Annotated in this window: 24 protein-coding genes and 1 rRNA gene; 16 read left to right on the top strand and 9 right to left on the bottom strand. The window is 44.5% G+C overall.

The annotated features are described in order from the left end of the window. The first annotated feature begins 226 nt into the window (after positions 1-226). Together R7E78_RS16460 and R7E78_RS16455 are read left to right on the top strand one after the other, a co-directional pair. Positions 227-643, top strand: coding sequence for a GreA/GreB family elongation factor (locus R7E78_RS16460; RefSeq protein WP_017821918.1), 417 nt, complete (start codon positions 227-229; stop codon positions 641-643). Between the two features lie 533 nt (positions 644-1,176). Further along, on the top strand, positions 1,177-1,614 hold the full coding sequence (locus R7E78_RS16455) for an Hsp20 family protein (RefSeq protein ID WP_005378857.1): 438 nt from the start codon (positions 1,177-1,179) through the stop codon (positions 1,612-1,614). Between the two features lie 126 nt (positions 1,615-1,740). Here the strand turns inward: R7E78_RS16455 and R7E78_RS16450 are convergent, their stop codons facing one another. The 4 genes from R7E78_RS16450 to glyQ form a co-directional block, all read right to left on the bottom strand. After that, entirely contained in the window at positions 1,741-2,994 is a 1,254-nt protein-coding gene (locus tag R7E78_RS16450) for a valine--pyruvate transaminase (RefSeq protein WP_017635592.1), read from the bottom strand. 229 nt (positions 2,995-3,223) lie between these two features. Further along, positions 3,224-5,308, bottom strand: a complete 2,085-nt coding sequence (locus R7E78_RS16445; protein ID WP_318058072.1) for an alpha-amylase — start codon at positions 5,306-5,308, stop codon at positions 3,224-3,226. A 217-nt stretch (positions 5,309-5,525) separates the two neighbouring features. Then, positions 5,526-7,592: a glycine--tRNA ligase subunit beta gene (gene glyS / locus R7E78_RS16440; RefSeq protein ID WP_262602156.1), complete on the bottom strand. Its 2,067-nt coding sequence runs from the start codon at positions 7,590-7,592 to the stop codon at positions 5,526-5,528. Position 7,593: 1 nt separating this feature from the next. After that, positions 7,594-8,523 (bottom strand): glycine--tRNA ligase subunit alpha, encoded by a 930-nt coding sequence (gene glyQ / locus R7E78_RS16435; RefSeq protein ID WP_064376850.1) that lies wholly within the window; start codon positions 8,521-8,523, stop codon positions 7,594-7,596. Positions 8,524-9,007: 484 nt separating this feature from the next. On the opposite strand from glyQ, the gene R7E78_RS16430 reads away from it, so the two are divergent. Continuing rightward, positions 9,008-9,562, top strand: coding sequence for a TMEM165/GDT1 family protein (locus R7E78_RS16430; RefSeq protein WP_318058071.1), 555 nt, complete (start codon positions 9,008-9,010; stop codon positions 9,560-9,562). 160 nt (positions 9,563-9,722) lie between these two features. After that, positions 9,723-9,983, top strand: coding sequence for a hypothetical protein (locus R7E78_RS16425; protein WP_005378878.1), 261 nt, complete (start codon positions 9,723-9,725; stop codon positions 9,981-9,983). A gap of 44 nt (positions 9,984-10,027) precedes the next feature. On the opposite strand, the gene tusA is transcribed toward R7E78_RS16425, so the two are convergent. Continuing rightward, the gene (gene tusA / locus R7E78_RS16420; RefSeq protein WP_005378879.1) at positions 10,028-10,276 is read right to left on the bottom strand and encodes a sulfurtransferase TusA; all 249 of its coding nucleotides are present in this window, start codon (positions 10,274-10,276) and stop codon (positions 10,028-10,030) included. A 133-nt stretch (positions 10,277-10,409) separates the two neighbouring features. On the opposite strand from tusA, the gene R7E78_RS16415 reads away from it, so the two are divergent. The 6 genes from R7E78_RS16415 to R7E78_RS16390 all read left to right on the top strand — a co-directional run bounded on the left by R7E78_RS16415 (position 10,410) and on the right by R7E78_RS16390 (position 14,680). Continuing rightward, positions 10,410-10,592, top strand: a complete 183-nt coding sequence (locus R7E78_RS16415) for a hypothetical protein (RefSeq protein ID WP_005378880.1) — start codon at positions 10,410-10,412, stop codon at positions 10,590-10,592. 176 nt (positions 10,593-10,768) lie between these two features. Further along, positions 10,769-12,526, top strand: a complete 1,758-nt coding sequence (locus tag R7E78_RS16410) for a hypothetical protein (RefSeq protein ID WP_318058070.1) — start codon at positions 10,769-10,771, stop codon at positions 12,524-12,526. A gap of 190 nt (positions 12,527-12,716) precedes the next feature. Further along, positions 12,717-12,911: a hypothetical protein gene (locus R7E78_RS16405; RefSeq protein WP_318058069.1), complete on the top strand. Its 195-nt coding sequence runs from the start codon at positions 12,717-12,719 to the stop codon at positions 12,909-12,911. Position 12,912: 1 nt separating this feature from the next. Then, complete coding sequence (locus tag R7E78_RS16400) at positions 12,913-13,365, top strand: hypothetical protein (RefSeq protein WP_318058068.1); 453 nt, start codon at positions 12,913-12,915, stop codon at positions 13,363-13,365. A gap of 336 nt (positions 13,366-13,701) precedes the next feature. Beyond that, a complete protein-coding gene (locus R7E78_RS16395; protein ID WP_318058067.1) occupies positions 13,702-14,208 on the top strand; it encodes a hypothetical protein in 507 nt (168 codons plus the stop codon). Beyond that, the gene (locus R7E78_RS16390) at positions 14,162-14,680 is read left to right on the top strand and encodes a hypothetical protein (RefSeq protein ID WP_318058066.1); all 519 of its coding nucleotides are present in this window, start codon (positions 14,162-14,164) and stop codon (positions 14,678-14,680) included. The genes R7E78_RS16395 and R7E78_RS16390 overlap by 47 nt, the downstream gene beginning before the upstream one ends. A 6-nt stretch (positions 14,681-14,686) precedes the next feature. Here R7E78_RS16390 and R7E78_RS16385 read toward each other — a convergent pair whose 3' ends face one another. After that, a complete protein-coding gene (locus R7E78_RS16385) occupies positions 14,687-15,022 on the bottom strand; it encodes a hypothetical protein (RefSeq protein ID WP_318058065.1) in 336 nt (111 codons plus the stop codon). 310 nt (positions 15,023-15,332) lie between these two features. On the opposite strand from R7E78_RS16385, the gene R7E78_RS16380 reads away from it, so the two are divergent. Both R7E78_RS16380 and R7E78_RS16375 read left to right on the top strand, forming a co-directional pair. Next, positions 15,333-15,899, top strand: coding sequence for a recombinase family protein (locus R7E78_RS16380; protein WP_318058064.1), 567 nt, complete (start codon positions 15,333-15,335; stop codon positions 15,897-15,899). Positions 15,900-16,164: 265 nt separating this feature from the next. Then, positions 16,165-17,109: a LysR family transcriptional regulator gene (locus R7E78_RS16375; RefSeq protein ID WP_017821924.1), complete on the top strand. Its 945-nt coding sequence runs from the start codon at positions 16,165-16,167 to the stop codon at positions 17,107-17,109. A 52-nt stretch (positions 17,110-17,161) separates the two neighbouring features. On the opposite strand, the gene R7E78_RS16370 is transcribed toward R7E78_RS16375, so the two are convergent. The 3 genes from R7E78_RS16370 to fadB form a co-directional block, all read right to left on the bottom strand. Next, complete coding sequence (locus tag R7E78_RS16370; RefSeq protein WP_042523906.1) at positions 17,162-18,142, bottom strand: MDR family oxidoreductase; 981 nt, start codon at positions 18,140-18,142, stop codon at positions 17,162-17,164. Positions 18,143-18,392: 250 nt separating this feature from the next. Continuing rightward, entirely contained in the window at positions 18,393-19,568 is a 1,176-nt protein-coding gene (fadA, locus tag R7E78_RS16365) for an acetyl-CoA C-acyltransferase FadA (RefSeq protein ID WP_006743176.1), read from the bottom strand. A gap of 14 nt (positions 19,569-19,582) precedes the next feature. Beyond that, on the bottom strand, positions 19,583-21,754 hold the full coding sequence (gene fadB, locus R7E78_RS16360; RefSeq protein ID WP_053308127.1) for a fatty acid oxidation complex subunit alpha FadB: 2,172 nt from the start codon (positions 21,752-21,754) through the stop codon (positions 19,583-19,585). A 261-nt stretch (positions 21,755-22,015) separates the two neighbouring features. On the opposite strand from fadB, the gene R7E78_RS16355 reads away from it, so the two are divergent. The 4 genes from R7E78_RS16355 to R7E78_RS16340 all read left to right on the top strand — a co-directional run. Beyond that, positions 22,016-22,639: a YigZ family protein gene (locus R7E78_RS16355; RefSeq protein WP_005378891.1), complete on the top strand. Its 624-nt coding sequence runs from the start codon at positions 22,016-22,018 to the stop codon at positions 22,637-22,639. Positions 22,640-22,685: 46 nt separating this feature from the next. Beyond that, on the top strand, positions 22,686-24,143 hold the full coding sequence (locus R7E78_RS16350) for a TrkH family potassium uptake protein (RefSeq protein WP_005378893.1): 1,458 nt from the start codon (positions 22,686-22,688) through the stop codon (positions 24,141-24,143). A 9-nt stretch (positions 24,144-24,152) separates the two neighbouring features. Beyond that, positions 24,153-24,680 carry a menaquinone-dependent protoporphyrinogen IX dehydrogenase gene (hemG, locus tag R7E78_RS16345; protein ID WP_005378894.1) on the top strand — a complete coding sequence of 176 codons (528 nt, stop codon included), beginning with the start codon at positions 24,153-24,155 and terminating at the stop codon, positions 24,678-24,680. Positions 24,681-25,146: 466 nt separating this feature from the next. Then, positions 25,147-25,213: ribosomal RNA gene (locus R7E78_RS16340) — 16S ribosomal RNA — on the top strand; the annotation flags it as partial.

Below are 25,213 nucleotides of genomic sequence, written 5' to 3'. Positions count from 1 at the left end.
ACCCGATCAAGCCTGCCATTTTATTTCTGTTTTCTTTTTTTCTCGCCATTTTGTTCGCTTGAGCGTTTTTGCTTTCTTTTTTCTGCTCGCTATAGTGCTGAAGAGCTGATGAATAAGGAGACTAAGAAAATGGTGATGACTTTCCTGAACTAAGCCGGAAGTGATGCACTTCCGGTTCAATGCACTGAATTTATTTGTAAGACAAGGCATTAAGAAGGAAATAATCATGTTTGAACGCTGGTTCTCAGCGTACTGCTTGGCGCTGCGAACTTGGTGGTTAACCAGTCGCTTTTTAACCTATCAATCACCACTAAGGTTGTTATCGCTATTTGAAACCTGCGAGCAACAAGCCCATTGCCGTAACCGAACTCGTATTGCGGTTGGGGACACGGTTCGCTTAGTGGATGTTGAACGCGCCTATCAATATCGCATGACATTGGTCAGCTCGCGCAAGGGGCAACCCATGACAGGTATGCTCGCGGTCGATTCTTATTTGGGATCTCGACTGTTAGGTCGAGCTAAAAATGATGCGCTCGAAGTGGAAATTTTTAATCAGCGACGCTGCTTTGTGATTACTGAAATTGTTCATCAATCGCAGCCACCAGCTCAGAAAATGCTGTGTGGTTGTCTGTTGTGCCAATAAATAGAGGTGAAGTCATGAGTAAGAAAGAAAAGAAACAACCGCAGTTGAGTCTAAAAGAAAAGCGCAAACTAAAGCAGGAAAAGGCGGCAGAAAAGGGCGTTGTAAAAGCGCGTAAATCCTCCCGCAAGTAAAGTGTAGATTGAGCCCTCCAGAACGGCGGGCTGTTTATCACTGATCGCGAAGTGATGAGAAACTAAGCTGTTCAAGGGGATAGTGGATGCTTTAAAAATTTTTTATTTTTTCCCTTGAAAGTCATTTTTGACGACCTTATATCTAGTTGTGAAGAGGGTGACTGGCTTGCTAGAGACTAGAAGACCAGCCCTCTGAAATCGCTAAAACGAGATCGCTCAGAAGAGGATATGGCGTTTTAGCACACAACTTAAACCTTTAGATTCAATATCATGTCTCCGAGCCAAACCAAGGCCAGTGGAATGATAAGAATCTCTTAGTTCGGCGTTGGTTTTTGCATAAACACGCCAGTAGGATAAAACTCATCTGAACTAAGACTATTGCTTAATTAAGAGGATAGATTTATGCGTAATGTAGATTTCTCACCACTATACCGTAATGCAATTGGCTTTGATCGTCTGCTAAACCTGATGGAAGCGAATACAGCGAAAAATACTTCTGGCGGTTACCCTCCATACAACATTGAGCAAAAAGACGAGCACAACTACCGTATTACTATGGCCGTTGCTGGCTTTGCTGAAGAACAGCTCGATCTGACTCAAAACGAAAACATGTTGATTGTGAAGGGCGAACGTAAAGCAGAAGAAGGCAAAAACTACGTTTACCAAGGTATTGCAGAACGTGATTTTGAACGTAAATTCCAGCTAGCGGATTACGTAAAAGTCGTGGGTGCATCAATGGAAAACGGTCTGCTTCATATCGATTTAGTTCGTGAAATCCCTGAAGCCATGCAACCACGTAAGATTGCTATCGGTGGCAACAACCTGATTGAGAACAACTAATCAGTTAACCACCCGGTTATAGAATGAGAAAGAGCGCCATATGGGCGCTCTTTTTAGTTTGGGGGTTTCAAATCCGCTATTTCAAAGCCGTAATTTCAAAGAGAAGAACGGCTGAGTTCAATCCGTCTATTTACCTTCGCGGTAAGCCTTTTCCACTTCTTCAGCGATAATCGCAATGCCTTTTTGCATCATCTCATCATCTTGAACGTAGTTCATACGCAGGCATTGGTGCGCGTGATCCCACTCGTCTTGCTGGCCAATAAAGAAATATTCACCAGGGACAATCAATACGCCACGCGCTTTCAAGCGTTGGTACAGTTCCATTGTTGTGATTGGCAGTTCATCAAACCATAACCACAAGAAGATAGCGCCTTCCGGCTTGTGGATGCGGAATCGCTCATCGGTAATTGCTTGTTGGAGCAGTTCAACCGCACGTTGCGACTTCTGCTTGTAGAACGGCTTAATCACCTCTGAACTCAGTTTAAGCAGATCACCTTTGCCAATTATATGGTTTGCCAGCGCTGGACCAACACTGCCCGGCGCTAGGCTGATGATGCCGTTCATATTGGTTAATGCTTGCGTGATTTCTTCACTCGCAATCACAATGCCACAACGCACGCCCGGTAAACCAAGCTTAGATAGGCTCATGCATAGGATGGTGTTTTCATTCCAGAACGGTTCGACATCTTCAAAGATGATGTTCGGGAAAGGTAGACCGTAGGCGTTATCGATGATCAGTGGGATGTTGTTCTCACGTGCTAGCTTGTCCAGCTTACGTACTTCTTCATCTGTCAGTACATTACCCGTTGGGTTAGTTGGGCGAGACGCGCAGATTGCCGCAACAGAGTCGTCGACGGCGAGTTGCTCAAAATCGACGTGGTATTTAAACAGGCCGTTATCTAACAGCTCGATTTCTGGGTGGTAAGAAATAAAGATATCTTCATCAATGCCAGCATCACCATAACCGATGTATTCAGGCGCGATAGGCAGTAGCACTTTCTTGTGCGAACCGTCTGGCTGTTTACCTGCCAACAAGTTGAACAAGTAGAAAAAGCCACTCTGGCTACCGTTAGTTAGGCTGATGTTCTTTTCGGAAATATCCCAGCCGTAAGTTTCACGGAATAACTGAGCTAGCGCTTTGACGAACGCGTCTTTACCCTGCGGGCCATCGTAGTTGGCGAGGGCGGCGACGAGCTCCCCACTGGCGAGCATTTCCTCACTGGCTTGGTGAAAGTAATCGAGCATGGCAGGAATGGCGGCAGGATTACCTCCACCGAGCATGATGGCACCTGGTGTGCGCAGACCATCATTCAAATCGTCCATTAACTGCGTAATACCTGAATACTGATTAAATTTTTCACCAAACTTTGAGAACTGCATGCTGACTTATACCTAATTCATTGTGATTGCTTTGTGTATGTTTATGCCGATGTTTTATCGGCTTATCGAGTAATCCTTGACCTTACCTCAATGTGTAATTAACGCAAAGTGTGAATTAAGCCGAAAAAGAAAAAAGTGCGTCATCAGACCAGAGGAACGAGACAAAAGGGCAAAAAGAACAATAAAAAAGGGAAGCTTATGCTTCCCTTGCTGGTGGAGAGAGTGTGATTTACTCACCGGTGTAAACAATCAGCACCTTGTCGTCTTGGTATTGGCGTTCGAACGCGTAATAACCTTCTTGGTTGCGAGTGATGTGCTTACCTTGAGCAACTGCTGGGTGGCGTTTACGGAATTCACCCAACTTTTGCCAATGTTGCAGTAGATCTTCACGCTCGCCATGAATCTTATCCCATGGCATATCTGAGCGTGTGCCTTGGTGGGCGTCTGAACCAGTAATGCCAAAATCACGAGCTATCTCATCACCGTAATAGATCTGTACTGCACCCGGAGCCAGCATCAGTGCATTTGCTGCACGTGCTTGGTCATCAAAGCTGCGGCTGCGCGCTGACCAAAACAGCTGTGTATCGTGTGAAGACAAGTAGCTCAACACGTTGAACTCAGGATCGGTATTGATGCGTTCTGCATAGCGGCGGTAATCATTATCAAGTTGAGCGAAACACTTCAGCGCTTTTGGTGCTACATCAGATTGGAACTCGAAGTTGATGATGGAATCGAAGCCGTTATCGAAATACGGGCTCTTCACTACGCTGTGTGCCCACACTTCACCTGTCATCCAGAAAGGTAGGTCATCCAAGGCTTTGTCCGGGTTGTTTTGCTTCCATTGAGCAAGCGCTTGGGTGGTGCTGGCTTTCAGCTCTGCCCACGCTTCCATTTCAACGTGTTTAGCGGTGTCGACACGGAAGCCGTCAATGCCGTAGTCGCGCACCCAATCGGATAACCAGGTAATCAGGTGTTCACGTGGGGTTTGCAGCTCATCTTGCGCATTGGTGTCTTTATTGCGGAAGAAGTTTGGTAATCCGGTTTTCTGAGTTGATTCGGTTTTAAGATCCGGTAGGTAGTTCAAAGACATGGTGATGTCGTTGTAGCCCGGAGCATCGTAGTCGCCAATATCGGTGCGGATCCAATCTTTGCCCCACCATTTATCCCACGCTTCGCTATCACCGTATTTGATGTAGTCGTTGAAGCTATGCCAGCTTTGTCCTGATTTTGGCTGCCAGTCGGTCCATTTTTCACCAAGGACTTCTTTGGCTTCTTGGTCATCAAGGTAAAGCTGACCAAATCCGAATTCCTGCATGTCTGCTAATGTTGCGTAGCCTGTGTGGTTCATGACTACATCCCAAATCACGCGGATGCCTTTCTTGTGGGCGGTATCGACGAAGGTTCTGAGTTCATCTTCGGTACCCATGTTGGCATCAAGCTTGGTCCAATCTTGGTGATAGTAGCCGTGGTAGCCATAGTGCTTAAAGTCGCCTTTATCGCCGCCGCCAACCCAGCCGTGGATCTGTTCCAGTGGTGAGGTTATCCAGATAGCATTCACACCAAGTGATTCGATGTAATCGAGTTTTTTCGTTAGACCCGCTAAGTCACCACCGTGGAAGGTACCAATCTCATATTTTCCGTCTTTACTGCGACCGTAGCTGTTGTCGTTGTCAGGGTTGCCATTGTAGAAGCGGTCAGTCATGACGAAGTACACTGTTGCGTTATCCCAGCTGAACGGTTTGTCGGCTTGCTGTTCAACTTCTTCTAGCAGCAATAGACCTTGGCTCATAGGACCCGGCTGCATGGTGACGCTGCCATTGGCGACTGTGGCTTCTTGTCCGGTTAAGGCATCACGAACGACAGTGCCATCATTAAAGGTTTGAGCAACGTTGATGGTTTTTGGCGTGTCAGTTGCGACAGGGCAAGAGTAGGTGATGTCCTGACTTTGTTTTGGTTTGATTTTTACCGTCAGCTCGTTGGTGGTTGGATTGAGCGTAAATTGATAGGTATTGGCTTTGAAGATGCGCAGCGGCATTTGTGCATCAGTGGCGCAGTTATCCATTTTTAATGGACGATTGAACTTAATGCGATCTTCTTCTGCTAGGGCAAAGCTACTTCCACAGCTTTGCTTGCTGTCAGCAATGGTAAAGGTATAACTGCCTTTTTCGAGTTTTTGCTCGGCGACAAGTAAGCCCTGTGAGTTTTCCTCAAAAACAGCGGTGTCATCACCAACGCTTAATACGATGGCATTTTCTGGAATCTGGCTGCAGGCGCTCAGTAGACCGATAGAGAGTGCGAGAATTGTTTTTTTCATTGTGTCCTTCCCCCGAATAAACAGTCCAGTTATAGCAAAACTGTGCCTCTACAATCCGAGCTCTACACCAACAAGTTAAACGCGTCTCACCCTACAAATTTTCGTCTTGTTCACAAAATGAATAATAAGCTTCACCTTCATCGGTTTGAAGGCAACAAAAAAGGGAAGCATCTGCTTCCCTTTTACTTATTTCTTAATCACTTCTAAGAGTAATGAATTACTTTTGAAGCAAAGAAATGTCTGCGATCTGTAGGAACAGGTTACGCAGGTTGCTCAGTAGTGTCAGACGGTTCTTCTTAAGTGCTTCGTCGTCTGCCATTACCATTACGTTATCAAAGAACGCGTCAACTGGTTCACGTAGGTCAGCTAACTTGCTTAGGGCTTCTTGGTAGTTACCTGTAGCAAATGCTGGCTCTAGCGCTTCTGTCATTACTTCAACGCTTTCTGCTAGTGCTTTCTCTGCGTCTTCTTGTAGAAGTGCTAGGTCGATGTCTGCTGCTAGTTCGCCGTCGAATTTCGCTAGGATGTTACCTACACGTTTGTTCGCTGCTGCTAGAGACTCAGCTGCTTCTAGTTCACGGAAGTGAGAAACCGCTTTAACTCGTTGGTCGAAGTCTGCTGGTTTAGTCGGACGACGAGCTAGAACCGCTTGAATGATGTCTACACTGAAGCCTTCGTCTTGGTACCAAGCACGGAAACGACCAAGCATGAACTCGATAACGTCTTGTTCAACGTTGTCGTTGGTTAGGCGGTCGCCAAACAGTGACTTCGCTTTCGCTACTAGGTCAACAAGGTCTAGGTTGTAGCCGTATTCAACGATGATACGTAGTACACCTAGAGATGCGCGGCGTAGCGCGAATGGGTCGCTGCCTTTAGGCGCTTGACCAATACCGAAGATACCTACGATAGTGTCTAGCTTGTCTGCCATTGCAACTGCAGTTGAAACACCGTTAGATGGTAGTTCATCACCTGCGAAACGAGGCATGTATTGCTCGTTCAGTGCTACTGCAACTTCTTCTGCTTCACCGTCGTGGCGAGCATAGTGCATACCCATAACACCTTGAGTATCCGTGAATTCGAATACCATTGAGGTCATTAGGTCACATTTTGCTAGTAGACCAGCACGCTTTGATTTCTCAACGTCAGCACCGATTTGCTCAGCAATGTAGCCAGCAAGTTCGGTGATGCGGTCTGTTTTGTCTTTGATCGTACCCAGTTGCTTTTGGAAGATCGCTTGCTCTAGTTCAGGTAGACGGTCGATAAGCGGACGCTTACGGTCTGTGTTGAAGAAGAACTCTGCGTCAGCAAGACGAGGGCGAACTACTTTCTCGTTACCTTCGATTACGTAACGAGGCTCTTTTGATTCGATGTTCGATACGAAGATGAAGTTAGGTAGTAGCTTCTTGTTTTCGTCATAAACAGGGAAGTATTTTTGGTCACCTTTCATGGTGTAAACCAACGCTTCAGAAGGCACTTTTAGGAACTCTTCTTCGAACTTCGCTGTTAGTACTACTGGCCATTCAACCAGAGACGTTACTTCTTCTACTAGGTCATCTTCTAGGTCAGCGATACCGCCAACCGCTGCTGCTGCTTTTTGTGCGTCAGCTAGGATGATTGCTTTACGCGCTTCGTAATCTGCCATTACTTTACCGCGCTCTTCTAGGATCGCAGGGTATTGTTCAGCAGAATCGATAGTGAACTCTTGCTCACCCATGAAGCGGTGACCACGGATAGTGCGATCAGAAGCGACACCAAGGATCTCGCCTTCGATTAGGTCGCTGCCCATTAGCATGGTTAGCGTCTTAACTGGACGGATAAATTGAGTCGTTTTGTTACCCCAGCGCATTGGTTTTGCGATAGGTAGGTTTGCTAGTGCTTTCGCTGCAAGTTCAACTACGATCTCAGACGTTGGCTGACCTTTCACTTCTTGTTTGAACAGTAGCCATTCACCTTTGTCTGTAACCATGCGCTCTGCTTGGTCAACCGTGATGCCACAACCGCGTGCCCAGCCTTGAGCCGCTTTTGTTGGGTTGCCTTCCGCGTCAAACGCTGCAGAAACCGCAGGACCACGTTTTTCAACAACTTTGTCAGACTGGCTGTCTGCTAGTGCTGCGACTTTAAGTGCAAGACGACGAGGTGCCGCGAACCATTTAACGCCTTCGTGAGCAAGCTCAGCGCCTTTTAGTTCTGCTTCGAAGTTTGCTGCGAATGCTTCAGCTAGAGTGCGAAGTTGCGTTGGTGGTAGCTCTTCTGTACCTAGCTCGATTAGAAATTCTTTTGCCATGTTACTCTACCCCTTGCGCTTGTTCTTTCTTACACATTGGGAAGCCTAGAGCTTCACGCGATGCGTAGTATGCTTCTGCAACTGCTTTAGTCAGGTTGCGGATGCGTAGGATGTAACGTTGGCGTTCAGTTACTGAGATCGCTTTACGTGCGTCTAGTAGGTTGAATGCGTGACCAGCTTTTAGAATGCGCTCGTAAGCAGGTAGTGGCAGTGGCTTTTCAAGCTCAAGCAGCTCTTTACACTCTTTCTCGCACTGTTCGAAGAAACCAAATAGGAATTCCACGTCTGCGTGCTCGAAGTTGTAAGTCGATTGCTCTACTTCATTTTGGTGGAAGATGTCACCGTAAGTCACTTTGCTGCCGTCTGGTGCGATGTTCCAAACTAGGTCGTAAACAGAGTCTACTTCTTGGATGTACATTGCTAGACGTTCGATACCGTAAGTGATCTCACCAGTAACTGGCTTACACTCAAGACCGCCAACTTGCTGGAAGTAAGTAAACTGAGTCACTTCCATGCCGTTTAGCCAAACTTCCCAGCCTAGACCCCATGCGCCTAGTGTTGGGTTTTCCCAGTTGTCTTCTACGAAACGGATGTCGTGTACAAGAGGGTCAATACCAAGAACTTCAAGGGAGCCAAGGTACAACTCTTGAATATTGTCAGGCGATGGTTTTAGCGCTACTTGGAATTGGTAGTAGTGCTGAAGACGGTTAGGGTTTTCACCGTAACGGCCATCAGTAGGACGACGTGAAGGTTGTACGTAAGCTGTCGACATTGGCTCTGGGCCAAGCGCTCGTAGACAGGTCATTGGGTGAGAGGTACCCGCACCCACTTCCATATCTAGCGGTTGAACAATGGTACAACCATTTTGAGCCCAATAATCCTGCAGCGCGAGGATCATTCCCTGGAAGGTTTTGATATCGTATTTTTGCATAAGTCAGGTTCGCGCGATTCTCTTGTTACTCGTTAATTCGTCATCTATGCCGAGTTTTTCAACTCTAACAACGGCGATAAAGAGTAATTACGGTTGAATAAATTAACAATCTAGTATAACCAGATATTGAGCATGGGAGTAGAGCTAATCTTGATTAATTCGTGGGCGATTTTCTCCTTTAATGAATTTTTACCGCGTTATCTGCTGTATTTTTCCTAAAAGGGAGTTTTCGCCTGCTTTGGCTCTTGAGAAGCGCAACAAAGGTGGCTAGAATTGCGCCTGTCTTTGGGGAGTAGCTTACCTGATGAAGTTTCTGTTTCATCTGGTTCGTCCGTCAACATAATTGGTGCAAAATCACCATGGCGTTCGAGACTTGAAGCCTTTCAAGTTTAGCAAGACCTTAGACAAATCATCACGAACCGGGGTAGGGGCGTGAGGTTTGTCTTCGGTTAAAAATAATAATCCCTGCCCCAATGAGCATGTCGTGAGCGTTTTAGCTATTTCAATTACTACTGTAGCGTTAGCAGAAATTGGCGATAAGACCCAATTGCTATCTCTATTACTCGCAAGTCGTTACCGAAAACCAATCCCAATTATTGCAGCAATCTTTTTGGCAACTATTGCCAACCACGCTTTGGCTGCATGGTTAGGTGTGGTTGCCGCAGACTATCTATCACCTGAGATTTTAAAGTGGGTGCTGGTGGTCAGTTTTGTCGCGATGGCGGCTTGGGTTCTGATCCCGGACAAACTGGATGATGACGAGCAGATTTCTAATCGAGGCCCATTTATTGCCAGCTTTATCGCGTTCTTCGTTGCGGAGATAGGCGATAAAACTCAGATCGCCACTTCCATCTTAGGGGCGCAATACGCGAATGCGTTAAGTTTGGTGATTATCGGTACCACAATCGGTATGCTGCTGGCGAATGTACCTGTGGTCCTGATTGGTAAATTGTCGGCCGACAAGATGCCTTTAGGGCTGATCCGTAAAATCACCGCATTTTTGTTTATTGCTCTGGCAATAGGGGCTGCACTGTTCTGATTTTTTGCACGTGAAATGATGTGAGTTATCAATCATTAGTGGCGTGCTGCGCGAGTTCAAACTCTGACTCTAAATCGTTCCGTTGCGTGACGGATGACATATAAGTGTCATACTTGTCATGGTAGTTTAATGGTGTGAATGATAGCGAGAGGGCAAGTTTATGCTTACACGTTACATGGGGATGTCCCCGAAGAGTCAGAGTTATTTATTCACTTTTGGTTTAGCGCTGTGTTTACTAGCGATGGTGCTAACTGATATGTGGTTACCGATTGTAGCAGGATCGTTCGTCCTTACTGGATTGACAGTAGAAGCGTGGATTCGTGTCGCTCACATCATTCCTATGCATGAAGAGATGCGGGCAATGAAGAAACAACTTAACAAGCTCCAATCAGAAGTTCGCACACTCGAATACGACGAATAAACAAACGGCAGCCAATATTGGCTGCCGTTTTTAGTTCGACCAGATTATTCCAATCCTTTCTTGATCAGGTACTGATACGGAACTTGCTCCGTTTGTGCCGCAACTAATTGGTGGTCCATAAAGCGGCAGAAACTCGGAATGTCTCGAGTTGTGGATGGATCGTCTGCTTTGACCAGCAAAATCTCACCATCTTGCATGTTGCGAATTGTCTTCCTGACCATCATCACTGGCTCTGGGCAGCGCAGTCCTTCCGCCTCTAATGTCTTGTTTGCCAGTTCAGGATTAAAGCTCATAGTGTGATTCTCGTAACTAACTGAGCGTTGAATTTTACTTTCGTTGAAAAAATATTCAATAACCACTTGGCAAACCGAATTTTTTGTTTTACCTTAAATTAACAATTTGGTAACAACTGGCAAGGGAGAGGCAATGTTAACAGCGTTAGACAGACTTACGATTTACTCAGTGCTGTGTTTTATCTCGTTTTGTGCATTGGTACTCAGGACGCCAGCTGACACCTCTTTGACGCCTCTAGTAGGCATGGTTGCCACTATTATTGGGATTTGGATCGAGATGCGCAGATGGTCTGGCGCATCTGAGCAAGAAAATTAGCGCTTCTTGCTTGGATCAGAATGCTTTTAATAACGCTCACCTATTTTTTACCGACACTTCATTCCGACACTATCCCCATTTTTCTTGGGCTTCCCCGCTGAAAGGCGGGATTTTTTTTGCCTGAAATTAGGCGGTTAGTTATACATGTGTGACGTGTAACACAATAGGTGTCACACATGACCACAGTTAAACATACTATCCAGCGCGGTGAGATTTATCATTTCAATCATAGGATTGGAGGTATAGTTTACAGAAAGAGCTTAAAAACAGACTCTCCATCTACTTCTCGGCAATATGTATCTGATATCTTATCGTTTATCGAACAAGGTAAAGTATTGGGGGTATCAGTGGAAAAGGAAGATATTGACCAGTTTATTGAGATGTTAATCTCTAACAAAGTAAATGAAATTGTTAGACTAGGCAAAGCAGTCACTGAGCCTATGAGTGCAACAGCGAAGTCTTATTTCGACATCTGGTTTCATCAAACAAAAGCTGCAAGAGATTACAACCTGATGGTTGAAGAAAGTAGCAGTAGCGCTCCTATTGATGTTGATATATCAACTCACCTACGTGATTCTCCTTCATATAATCAGTGGCTAACAGCAAGAATGGAGTCGGCTGCGAATCATAGCCCTCTTGTACAAGATTTATCTCAATGGGATGAAGACGAGGGTTGGAGTATCAATGAAGACCATCAATTCTATTGGGATTTCAGAGATTACACTTCTCATGCAAGTGAGTGGGAAAGTCATTTAGACAGTGAAGTAACTACACACGCAAAGAATCTCGCTCACGCATACAGTAAAGGTCATTCTGTACGTGCTCGTATGGAGCTAGGGGAACTCAAGACTAAGTTTGCCCCATTGCTATCTACCACTCCTCCCTCAGTTCATCAGGTGGCAGAACCCAATCCAGAATCTGAGTCTAAAGCACCGTTATTTGAGGATATGTTCGAAGATGTGAAGCAATATATTATTGAAGTACGCAAGCTAAAACCCAAAACAGCCGAAAACAAAGTCGCAGCTTTTAAAGACTTTGTTCCGGCTTTCCAAGGGTTACAAATAGACAGGATTACTTTCGAAGACCTAGAACAGATGTGGAATACGTTTGTTGGATTACCCAAATTAGACAAATTCTCTATAACAAAATACGGCATTGAGGGAGATAGCAAAGAAGAAAAACGGTTATCTCGATGGGAATTAGTTGCTAGTGGCGATATTGATGTAGATGAAGAAGATATGCTAAAGGCGAGTGCGCTTGGTGATAAAGTCGCATTTCTAAAAGATATCTTTATTACGGCAATGCGCAAAGGTTATATCACGACAAACCCGTTAGACATGGCTAACTTAGTAATACCAGAATATCGTAAAACGACACGAGCACCATTATCAAAGACAATCGTTGCAGCTATTGAAACACATGCTTTAGGCGTCCGTGATAGTTATTCTATGGCAATTTTAATGATGGTATATCATGGCATGCGCCCCAGTGAGATTACTTCATTAACCAAGTCTCAAGTGGTGACAGATGAAGATACTAACGTTGTGTATTTTAATATTCTTTCCGGCAAGACAGCTAACGCTATTCGAAAAGTTCCAGTTCACCGTAAGTTACTGAAAGCGGGATTCAGGGACTATGTGGATTCATGTTCTAATGAATTGTTTAAGTTCACTCGCCAGCATCTAACAAACTACTTCAATGTTAAGTTGCGCCCTATGTTCGATATCCCATCGAAGAATAGCGCTGGTGAGTTACAAAGCCTATATAGCCTGCGACATAACGTCATATCTCAGCTTGGTCATTTAAGTACGGAGTTGAAATATAGATTAGTTGGTCATGGTACTAAGACTGTAACTACTAGCTATACATCTGTTGAATTGTTAGAAGCACAGCGGATAATCAACAAAATACAATACCAGCCTTATCATAAATAAGCTGGCTTGTCAATATAAATTGCTTGCAAAATTTATTGGTTAATGTTAATATATCTGTATGAATTGGTTAATTAAATAGCCGATCTTAACAATTCGCGCTCTTTTAGAGCTGCGATACGATTTGAATGCACTACCACCCTTTAGGGGCGGTTGGTGTGTTCTTCTTTTATCTGAAATATAAGGAAATCTTATGTATACACCAGAAGCAGCAATGGTTTATTGCACTCAAAACCAACGCTTACAACCTGTTTTAGCGGTAATCCAAGCTCTTATTGATGGTAAGACTGCAGAACAAATCATCCGCGAACAAATAGCCCCAAGCCTATCAATCCGCACAATTCAATATTACGCCAGCAAGTACCAACCAACACAGGAGTGTCACTAATATGAATCAAGAAATTATCAACGAATTAAACGAACGCTGTCCAATCAAGTTTGACCAAGAGCGATTAGATACACTCGAAGCATCAACCAAGATGCTGCATGAACGTGAAGGAAAATACTTCAAAGAGTTTTATTCTTCTATCTATCATTTTCTCAACGATGTACCAGATAAGTTGAAGCAAAAGTTTGTCATTGTTTCTGATAAATACAGATTAGCTGGTGCTGGTATCAGCATTGTTTATGAGTTACCACCAGCAAAAGCGAAACAGAAATTAGCGGAATCATTAGACAAAGTACGAGTTGATTACCAAGCCGATATTGAAGCCAAACAGCAACGATGGATTGAAGAGCAAATTCAAAGTTTGTTAGATAAGGAAAAAGCCCAGGCAATTTCTGAAGCAGAAAAAAAAGAGCGAGAGTTCAAACGTAAGCTACTAGATGCAATGAGAAAGTAGTCTTAAAAGCGCCTATAACGCGCTCAGAGCAACTTTAAAACTTGAGGTGACGCTTCTCCATTGACGGTAAAGGAAATCTCCACTCATGCCCCTAAGATGTGATTCATGTTTGTTGATGCATCAATACTACTACCGCACAAATAGCGAAAAATCCATTTTAGAACTCAATCTACATCATCCCTTGTAAGATAATAATCTTGTTCTCTCATCCCTTACTATATCGAGTGTTTTTTGGGTATCAAAAGATTATATATCAAGCTGTTTTTGGGATGAAAAATGATTGCTAGTATAGTGACTATGTAATAGGAGCCTACTTTAAACATATAGAGGTAAGTAATGTCAGAGACAACAGGGCAGAAAACTAGACGTAAATTTAAACAAGCGCTAAATATGTACGTACCGCAATACCTAACCTCTATCCAATTCACCGACGAAGCAACACCTATCGAAGTAACCGAGTTCTTCAAGTTTCTTAGAAAATCCCTGAGGTATCACCATGACGGCGTTTTAGTCTTCTGGCTACGTACCAACCGAACAAAATACAAAGTGACGTATCCGATGATTTGTATTTTTACTCAAACGTGTCTAGATACCTCCATCATTCAAACAGAATCAATAGATAGTATTGTTTATAAAATTTTACAGAAGGAATGGACAAGCCAGCTTTCTGATAAATGGCTGAATAACAAAGAGATGTTTGATAATGAATTATTTCGTGATTTCTATGACTTGAATGAAGGTGGCAAACGTAACCCAAGTAGATTAGCAATAGCTAACAAGGACAAAGTCATAGAACATGAAAACATTCTTTCAAATGACGAATGGGGAGAGTGCCCCTTTTAAAGATTTCTACGATTCAGAGCAAGAATACCTATTCCACCAGCGTCACCCAAACTTACTCTACAACTCAACCAGCAAACCTTTTGATTTAACATTCACGGATAGTAACGGAGACAGCTTTCTGGCTGTAGGTGACTTCTACGATATGAACACTGGCTGGTGGATTGAATTAAAGTCTTGTGCTTTGAACAAGTACAGTACCAAGCGTGATAGCTTAATATCTCTTAATCTCGCTCAGCAGCATGCCAAAACTGACAAAACCAAAGCATTAGCCCAACTCAATCATGGTTGGAATCATTCCACGGATAAACAAACCATTGTTCAAGCCAGTTTGAAGTTAAAAGGTATCAACCACGTTGTTATTTTTACCGATAACACCAAACTGACTTTTAGAAGTAATGGCGACATCAACCACATGAAAAAGAAGAAATTGTTTTGGCTATATGAGAATCAATACTTTAGTTTTTTAATTTAGTTTCAACTATTTAATTAAGTATTGTGTTAATTTTTCTAAATACTCACCCTCTCCAAAAGAGATGTAATCTTTAAATAAATAAGTTGTGCTCAGATCCTCTTTGTCATTATTTATTGCTATAACCTCTTTGTGTTCTAAGCTGTCCAGTAGCTCAACAGCTTTATCAATCAATTTCCGCTTGTTTACTTCCAACGTTAACTTTTCGACATCCGTTAGATTCTCTTTGTTCAGTTCACTTTTACAGTAGTTATATGACATAGCTAGTTGTTTATATCGGTGGATTGCTACCTTATCAAGTAAATCCTGATCAATTGGTTCTATGTTATTGCTAAACCATCCCATTGTTAACGCTCCCTTATTGATTGAAAAATAACAATCAAGTATTAGCACAAAAATGCTTAGCAAGTCCCTCTAGCTGTCCACAAGGTACAGAAATTTTTCTCAGCAATGATTTAACGTTAAAAAACCTAGAGTTGATCTTGGGTTGTATTCATATGTATACCCAAATAAATACAAATTAAATGAATACAAAAGCAACGTAATTCCTAGCATAAATACACTTCAATCTGCAAAATATCTAGGGTTTAGACTTGTGAATACAAAAGAATTACACTACTATGCAACTAGATTAATTCAGTAAGGGAGAGTGACAATGACTAAGTATCATTACATCCGAGTGAGTACCGCAGAGCAGCACACTGAACGTCAGGAAGTGAAAACACCAGAAGGTTATGTGCAAATCATCGATAAAGTGTCTGGACGTTCTACAAAGCGCCCAGAGCTTACAAACATGTTAGTTAATCTATCTGTAGGTGATGAGGTGTTAGTCGATGATATAAGCCGTCTAGCGCGCTCCTTGAAGGACTTAAACGAGTTACTCCATCAAATCACTAGTAAAGGCGTAACAGTTACCTTTGCAAAAGAAAACCTTACTTTTACAGGTGATAAATCAAATCCCACAAATGAACTTTTGCTAAACCTTATTGGCGCTGTGTACCAGTTTGAGGTTGATATCAAGAAAGAGAGACAGCGTGAAGGTATTGAGATTGCTAAAGCAAAAGGTGTTTACAAAGGCCGTTCAACAGCGATAAGACAGAAAGCTGAGGTGATTGCACTGCTTAACGATGGCGTACCACAAAGAAAGATTGCAGAACAGATAGGTATAAGTTTGTCGTCAGTTCAACGCATAGTGAAGAAGCACAAAGAGAAAGCAGCCTAGGATATTTTAAACAAAGGCTCCATGACTAGCACAGTATATTCGTGCCACTAAGCGAAGCCCGCAAGATATTTCCCTTAATATCTCCACCAAGAAGCACCACCAGCAATGGGTTGGAAGCTTTATAATTTGTACACAATGTCGTATTGTTATGTAACACATATCTATAAACCCACACGTCCCACGGAAACTATCCGCTGAAAGGCGGGATTTTTTTTGCCTAAAGAGTACAATTTACCCAAACACATACAAAATAAGTGGCTAATTCGTGGAACTGGAAGACATCTATCGCCGAGATTTAAATTTACTGGTTGCGTTGCGAGTACTGATAGAAGAAAACAGTGTCAGTAAGGCGGCAACACGTCTGAACTTGAGTCAATCGGCAATGAGTCGTGTGCTTGGTCGTCTACGCGACTTATTGGGAGACCCGCTGTTTACTCGTCAGGGACAGCATTTGATCCCAACTCAGAAAGCGTTAGAGATCGATCGCTCATTGGGCGAACCATTAGAGTCTTTACGTCAGTTGTTATCTCCGGTTGAGTTTGACCCATTGCAATGCGTACAGACTTTCAACATCGTGACCACCGACTATGCCATGCAAACGATCTTACCGTTCGCTTTGCCGAGAATTTACCAAGAAGCGCCAAACGTGTCTTTCAACTTCTTACCACTGCAACACGACCGTTTATCAGATCAGCTCACTTATGAAGGTGCAGACTTAGCGATTTGTCGCCCGACAGGCCCGGTGGAGCCTCTACGCAGTGAAGTGTTGGGGCGAGTGGGGGTGCTGTGTATGCTTTCAAAACAGCATCCATTAGCGAATAAAGAAATGAGCTTGGATGATTATCTGAGTCATCCACATGCCATGATCGCCATCAGTGATGGTGTTAAGGCACTGATCGAACAAGCTTTGATGGAGAAACCTAAGCGTAAAATGGTCCTGCGGGCGTACCATTTAGAAGCCGCATTGGCGATCATGGATACCTTGCCAATTATCATCACAGTACCAGCGGATTTGGCGTATCTGGTTGCCGAGCGTTATGACTTAGTGGTGAAACCGTTACCATTCCAATTCACGCCGTTTGAATACTCGATGATTTGGCATGCGCGTTGCGAGCATTCTCCCGCTCAAGAATGGTTAAGAACGATTGTGCGTGAAGAGTGTAGCCGTCTGATAGCTAAACGTATCGAAGATATGGGACTGAACTGCTAACAAAAAAGAGCCAGCAATGCCGGCTCTTCGTCTGTTTACACTGAGTCAGTGTTTATAGCTTGATAACCACACGACCCGTTACTTGACCGTTGGTGATGTCTTCTGCATATTTCGGTGCTTCAGCAAGAGCAACTTCAGTACACGCTTGCTCGAAGTAGCTGTCTGGTAGTAGCTCGACCAGCTTTTCCCATGCAGCGATACGTTTCTCTGTTGGGCACATTACTGAGTCCACACCTTGTAGGCGAACATTACGTAGGATGAACGGCATCACTGTGGTTGGTAGATCAAAACCACCAGCAAGACCACAAGCTGCAACTGCACTGTTGTAATCCATTTGCGCCAATACTTTAGCCAGTACTTTGCTGCCTACAGTATCAACCGCACCTGCCCATACTTGCTTTTCAAGTGGACGTGCTAGTTCTTCAAATTCAGTACGGTCGATGATGCGGCTAGCACCTAGTTTTTCAAGTAGCGGGCCATTTTTTTCTACACGACCTGTCACTGCAGCAACTTTGTAGCCAAGCTGTGCTAGAAGCGTTACTGCGACTGAGCCTACACCGCCACTTGCGCCAGTTACTAGGATTTCGCCATTTTCAGGTTTGATGCCTGCATCAAGCAGTGCTTGAACACACAGCATACCAGTGAAGCCAGCAGTACCAACCATCATTGCTTTCTTGCTGTCTAGACCTTTTGGTAGTGGTACTAGCCAATCCGCTTTTAGACGAGCACGCTGAGACATACCACCCCAGTGGTTTTCACCCACGCCCCAGCCAGTAAGGACAACTTTGTCACCAGCTTGGTAGCGGTCGTCTTCTGAGCTTACTACCGTACCTGCTAGGTCAATACCTGGCACCATCGGGAAGTTACGGATGATTTTACCTTTACCTGTGATCGCAAGACCGTCTTTGTAGTTTAACGATGAGTAATCAACGTCAATCAGAACGTCGCCTTCAGGCAGTTGTGTTTCATCGATTTGCTCGATGTTAGCGATAGTACGTTTGTCTTCTTGATTTAGAACTAGAGCATTAAACATAAGGTTCTCCGATTGTGCGGTAGCATGACTCTGGGTCACATGCAGCAAGATATTAACTGGTCTAAGTGTATGTCTTCTTTGTCTATGAATAAAATGAAACTTGATCATTTAATGTATGCTCTTCATGCATGTTTGATGTAAAACAAAGGGCGACATCAATTGTCGCCCTTAAGTGTAATACTAAAAATTTTAGTACTAGTTCATTTGCTTATGATTGTTGGCTCGATCACTACAACAACGTCTTGAACTGTTATGGTCGTTCAAATACTGTCGCAATGCCCTGACCCAAACCGATACACATGGTGGCCAGACCGTATTTCGCGTCTTTCGCTTCCATTAGGTTGATCAACGTTGTTGAGATACGTGAACCAGAACAGCCTAGTGGATGACCCAATGCTATCGCACCACCGTTAAGGTTGACCTTCTCATCCATAACATCAAGCAGGCCTAAGTCTTTAGCACACGGCAGAGACTGCGCGGCAAATGCTTCGTTTAGCTCAACCACATCCATGTCTTCAATTGAAAGACCGGCACGCTTGAGCGCTTTTTTCGTCGCAGGTACAGGACCGTAACCCATAATAGAAGGATCGCAGCCCGCAATGGCCATGCCTTTAATACGTGCACGAATCTTCAAGCCAAGCTCATTGGCTTTCTCTTCACTCATGATCAACATCGCTGATGCACCATCAGACAGAGCCGATGATGTACCGGCTGTTACTGTACCGTTTGCAGGGTCGAACACTGGGCGAAGTTGAGATAGACCTTCAACGGATGTTTCAGGGCGAATCACTTCGTCGTAATCCAGAGTGAACAGTGTGCCGTCTGCTGCGTGGCCTTCAATTGGTAGAATTTCGTTTTTAAAACGACCCTCTACGGTTGCTGCGTGCGCACGAGCGTGAGAGCGAGCGGCAAACTCGTCTTGTTGCTCACGGCTAATACCATGTAATTTACCAAGCATTTCAGCCGTTAAGCCCATCATGCCCGCAGCTTTTGCTACGTTCTTTGACATACCTGGGTGAAAGTCTACACCGTGGTTCATTGGCACATGCCCCATGTGCTCAACGCCACCAATTAGGCAGATTTCAGCATCGCCAGTCATGATGGCACGTGTACCGTCGTGAAGCGCTTGCATTGATGAACCACACAAGCGGTTAACCGTCACGGCGCCAATTTCAATCGGCAGGCCCGCGAGTAGCGCGGCATTACGTGCAACGTTAAAGCCTTGCTCTAGTGTTTGCTGTACACAGCCCCAGTAGATGTCTTCAATCTCGCTTGGGTTCACTTGTGGGTTACGCGCAAGAATGCCTTTCATTAGGCGCGCAGATAGATCTTCTGCTCGTGTATGACGGAAAGCACCACCTTTAGAGCGACCCATTGGAGTACGTAGACAATCGACTACGACAACATTTCTTGTTTGATTAGTCATTTTAGAATCCCTCCTTAGATAGAACCTTGCTGTTGTGCACCGTAAAAGCTTTCACCTTTCGCCGCCATATCAATCAGCATTTGCGGTACTTGGTACATCGCACCTAGCTCGGCGTGTTGTTTTGCCATTTCAACGTATTCAGCAATACCCACGCTGTCTAGATAACGGAATACGCCACCGCGGAATGGAGGGAAACCAAGACCATAAACCAATGCCATATCTGCTTCCTGCGGAGTTGCGATGATGCCTTCTTGTAGGCACAGCACCACTTCGTTAATCATTGGAATCATCATACGTTGAATGATGGTCTGATCGTCAAAGTCCTGCTTATCGGCACAAACGTCAGCAAGTACCGGTAAGATCGCTTCGGAGAAGGTTTTCTTCGGCTTACCTTTTTTATCTATGGTGTAGCTGTAGAAGCCATTACCATTTTTCTGACCATATTTGTCTGCTTCGAATAGTGCATCAATCGCATCACGACCTTGTTTACCCATACGCTCAGGGAAACCGTCAGCCATCACAGCTTGTGCGTGGTGCGCGGTATCAATGCCGACTACGTCAAGTAAGTACGCCGGTCCCATCGGCCAGCCAAACTTACGCTCCATGACTTTGTCGATTTTCGTAAAGTCAGCACCATCACGAAGTAGCATGCTGAAGCCGCCAAAGTATGGGAACAATACGCGGTTAACGAAGAACCCTGGGCAGTCATTAACGACAATTGGTGATTTGCCCATTTTCGCAGCATACGCCACAACACGATTGATGGTTTCATCAGAGGTGTGCTCACCACGGATGATCTCAACAAGAGGCATACGATGCACTGGGTTGAAGAAGTGCATACCACAGAAGTTTTCTGGGCGTTTTAGTGATTTTGCCAATAGGTTGATAGGAATCGTCGAGGTGTTTGAGGTGATAACGGTGTCGTCACCGACATGGGATTCAACTTCACTTAAAACTGCTGCTTTTACTTTCGGGTTTTCAACGACAGCTTCAACAATCACATCAGAGTTTTCAATACCTGCGTAATGTAAGCTCGGTGTGATTGACGCTAAAATACCCGCCATCTTAAAGCCATCAATGCGACCGCGAGATAAGCGTTTATTCAGCAGCTTAGATGCTTCAGTCATGCCTAGGTCGAGCGACGCTTGTGCGATGTCTTTCATCAAGACTGGCACACCTTTTAGCGCTGATTGGTAAGCAATGCCGCCACCCATGATACCAGCACCTAATACGGCTGCACGTTGCGTGTCTTTACTTGCTGACTTCGCTGCTTTTTTCGCAATGCCTTTGATGTATTGATCATTAAGGAAGAGGCCAACGAGTGATTTTGCTTCTTCCGATTTAGCCAATTTCACGAAGTGCTTACGTTCAATGTCTAACGCTTCATTACGTGCAAAGCGAGCACCTTCTTCAATCGTGATAACGGCTGTCATTGGGGCAGGGTAGTGAGGACCTGCTTTTTGTGCCACCAGACCCTTCGCCATGGTGAAGCTCATCATTGATTCAAGCTTACTCAGCGTTAGCGGAGATGTTTTCTGTGCTCGGCGTGCTTGCCAGTCAAGTTTCTCGTTAATTGCAGAGTTAAGAGTTTGTAGTGCTGATTCGTATAAAGCATCAGGCTCTACAACTGCATCGAGTAAGCCAATTTTCAATGCTTCATCAGCTCGGCATGCTTTACCTTGGGTGATGATTTCCATTGCGCTGTCTGCGCCAATAACGCGAGGTAAGCGTACACAACCACCAAAGCCAGGCATGATTCCCAGTTTCGTTTCTGGTAGGCCGATGCTGGTGGTTTTGTCACCAATACGCATGTCTGTTGCTAGCACACATTCACAACCGCCACCAAGAGCGTGGCCTTTGATCACTGAGATGGTCGGAACGGGTAAGTCTTCTAATTTGTTAAAGATGCTATTAGCAAATTGCAGCCATTGGTCGAGCTCGGCATCCGTTTTAGCAAACAGACCTAAAAACTCGGTAATGTCTGCGCCTACAATGAATGCGTCTTTATCTGAAGTGAGCAACAACCCCTTGAGGCCTTGATGGGCAATGAGCGCATCAAGAGCTTTATCTAGCGATTCCAATGTCGCTAGGTCGAGTTTGTTGACGGATTTTGGAGAGCAGAAGCTTAGCTCTGCAATACCATCTTGTATTTCCTTTACCTGTAGGGTTTCGGCTTGGTAAATCATTGTCTATCTCCATGACATACAATCGTGGATTGTCTGTATACCTATTTCAACGACGCCGTGTACCTCGGCAAATAGGTATCGAGGAAGTCGTTTTATTTTTGTTCTGGTTTGACCAGTAAAGTTAGTTTGGATCGTGGATTGTCTAATTTCAATACATTTTTTAAACAAGTGTTTAACATTGTGCGCTGTGGCAGATCTTATGCGACGGGTAAATCACACTCGTGATAGACTTCAGGCAAATAGACCTGAATCCATAATCCTATGAATGACAAGCCTTATCTGATTCCAGCAGAGCCCGCTCAATTTGAAGAAGAAATTAAAAAGAGCGTCTTCATTACTTATTTGGCACACACGCCAAGTATCGAAGCTGCAAAAGCATTTGTTGATCAAATCAAAGCTAAACACGCTGATGCTAGACATAACTGTTGGGGCTTTGTTGCTGGTCGCCCGGAAGATTCAATGAAATGGGGCTTTAGTGATGATGGGGAGCCGTCCGGAACTGCAGGCAAACCGATCCTGGCGCAGCTGTCTGGATCTGGGGTAGGGGAGATCACGGCTGTGGTCACGCGATACTCTGGTGGAATCAAGTTAGGTACAGGCGGCTTGGTTAAAGCGTATGGGGGTGGGGTACAACAAGCGCTCAAGCTGCTTCAAACTATTGAGAAAAAAATAACCACAAAGCTCAGACTAACGTTAGACTATGGGTTTATGCCGATCGCACAATCAATCATGCCGCAATTTGGTGCGATAGAAGTCGAGGCTGAATACAGCGATCAGGTCGTATTAGTGGTGGAAATTGAGCTTCGAGAAGTGAGCGCGTTTACCCAAGCAATCATCAATAAAAGCGGGGCAAAGGCAATTGTCACTCCGCTAGACGGACAATAATGAAAAACAGGAAGCAACAGGGACAGCTTCGCTAGTCAATTTATCCATGCAATTTCGTTCAATTATTCGAATCGTCGGGCTACTGCTCGCACTCTTTAGTGTCACTATGCTTGCGCCAGCACTCGTTGCGCTGATCTATCGAGATGGTGCTGGTGTGCCTTTTGTCACGACATTTTTTGTTCTGCTGTTTTGTGGGGCCGTTTGTTGGTACCCAAACCGCAGGTATAAGCACGAGCTTAAAGCTCGAGATGGCTTTCTTATTGTCGTCTTATTCTGGACAGTACTTGGCAGTGCAGGCTCGATCCCCTTTCTCATTGCTGACAACCCGAACGTCTCAGTGACAGATGCGTTTTTTGAATCGTTTTCTGCTCTCACGACGACCGGGGCGACCGTTATTGTTGGTTTGGATGAGTTACCTAAAGCGATTCTATTCTATCGACAGTTACTGCAGTGGTTCGGCGGTATGGGAATCATCGTATTAGCGGTGGCGATTTTGCCAGTACTTGGCATTGGTGGTATGCAGCTTTACCGCGCCGAGATCCCTGGTCCAGTCAAGGACACTAAAGTGACGCCGCGCATAGCAGAAACTGCTAAGGCGCTTTGGTACATCTATCTGAGCCTGACTATCGCCTGTGCTTCGGCTTTTTGGTTAGCTGGTATGACGCCATTTGACGCCATCAGTCACAGCTTTTCCACCATTGCTATTGGCGGCTTCTCTACCCACGATGCCAGCATCGGATATTTTGATAGTTACGCGATTAACCTGATTACTGTGGTTTTTCTGCTTATATCTGCATGTAACTACACGCTGCACTTTGCTGCATTTGCATCAGGTGGCGTACATCCCAAGTATTACTGGAAAGATCCTGAGTTTCGTGCCTTCTTGTTTATTCAAGTGCTGCTATTTATCATTTGCTTTCTATTATTACTGAAACATCACTCTTACACATCGACATACGATGCTTTCGATCAGGCTCTGTTCCAAACCGTATCAATATCCACAACAGCGGGCTTTACGACAACAGGTTTTGCGGATTGGCCTCTCTTCTTACCTGTGCTGTTATTGTTCTCTTCCTTTATAGGTGGTTGTGCTGGTTCAACAGGCGGCGGCATGAAAGTGATCCGTATCCTGCTTCTTACCTTACAAGGTGCGCGTGAACTAAAACGTTTAGTCCATCCACGCGCGGTTTACACCATCAAAGTAGGTGGCAGTGCCCTACCGCAACGTGTTGTCGATGCGGTTTGGGGTTTCTTCTCCGCATACGCATTGGTATTTGTGGTTTGTATGTTGGGGTTGATTGCAACAGGAATGGATGAGCTTAGTGCGTTCTCAGCGGTGGCTGCGACTCTGAACAACCTCGGTCCTGGCTTGGGAGAAGTGGCGCTTCACTTTGGTGATGTTAACGACAAAGCAAAATGGGTATTAATAGTTTCTATGCTGTTTGGTCGTTTGGAAATCTTTACCTTACTTATTCTACTTACGCCGACGTTTTGGCGTAGCTAAGGGGAAATCGTGGCAAAAGCATTATTTCTATACTCTTCCCGCGAAGGGCAGACTAAAAAAATTCTCCACTATATAGATGAACAACTTCCAGATTTCGATTGTGAGCTGGTGGATTTACATAATGTCGAGACGATTGACTTCAGCCAATACGACAGAGTATTGATAGGCGCCTCTATTCGCTATGGCCATCTTAATAAAAAGCTATACCAGTTTATTGAGCGAAACCTCAATCAATTGGAGCAAAATAAAGTGGCATTTTTCTGCGTAAACCTAACCGCTCGTAAAGAGGACCAAGGAAAGGATACACCTGAAGGTAGTGCCTACATTCGCAAGTTCCTAATTAAGTCGCCTTGGAAACCAACGCTAATCGGTGTTTTTGCTGGTGCACTTTATTACCCACGTTATAGCTGGTTCGACAGAACTATGATTAGGTTCATTATGTCGATGACGGGTGGCGAAACCGATACGACCAAAGAGGTGGAGTACACCAATTGGGAAAAAGTGGCTCTTTTCGCAGATAAATTTAGAGAACTGTAGAAATAACGTGCTCTTTTGACCGCTTTTGATGCAAATTTATCCGAACGATAAAAAAATCAAAAAAAACGAGAAAAAGGGCTTGCCAATGTGATCGCAATCTCTATAATGCCACCTCGCTGACACGGCAACGCTTCGAAGCTTAAGTTTCGAAAGTAAGAAGCCAAGTTAGCAAGCCAAATTAGCCAAGCGGAAACGCTTGAAGAAAGTTTGAAAAAAGTGATTGACACTAAACTTTAACTCGCTAAAATGGCCGTCCTGTTTTGAGCAAAGCTCAACAGGAAAGCTCTTTAAAAATATAGACCTATCAATCTGTGTGGGCACTCGTTGATGATAATCCAATTCGATACTTTGGTATCAAATTAGGTTTCAATGAAACGAAGTGACCATTGAATCTTCGGATTCAGCACAGTCAATTCAAACATTACTTTATGTAATGTTCAGTATTCATTGAGCCGAACAAAATCTTAAATTGAAGAGTTTGATCATGGCTCAGATTGAACGCTGGCGGCAGGCCTAACACATGCAAGTCGAGC

This window comes from Vibrio sp. YT-19(2023) (genome assembly GCF_033337395.1).
The sequence above is the reverse complement of the archived record's forward strand: the minus strand, read 5'-3'. Positions and strand labels throughout refer to the sequence as shown.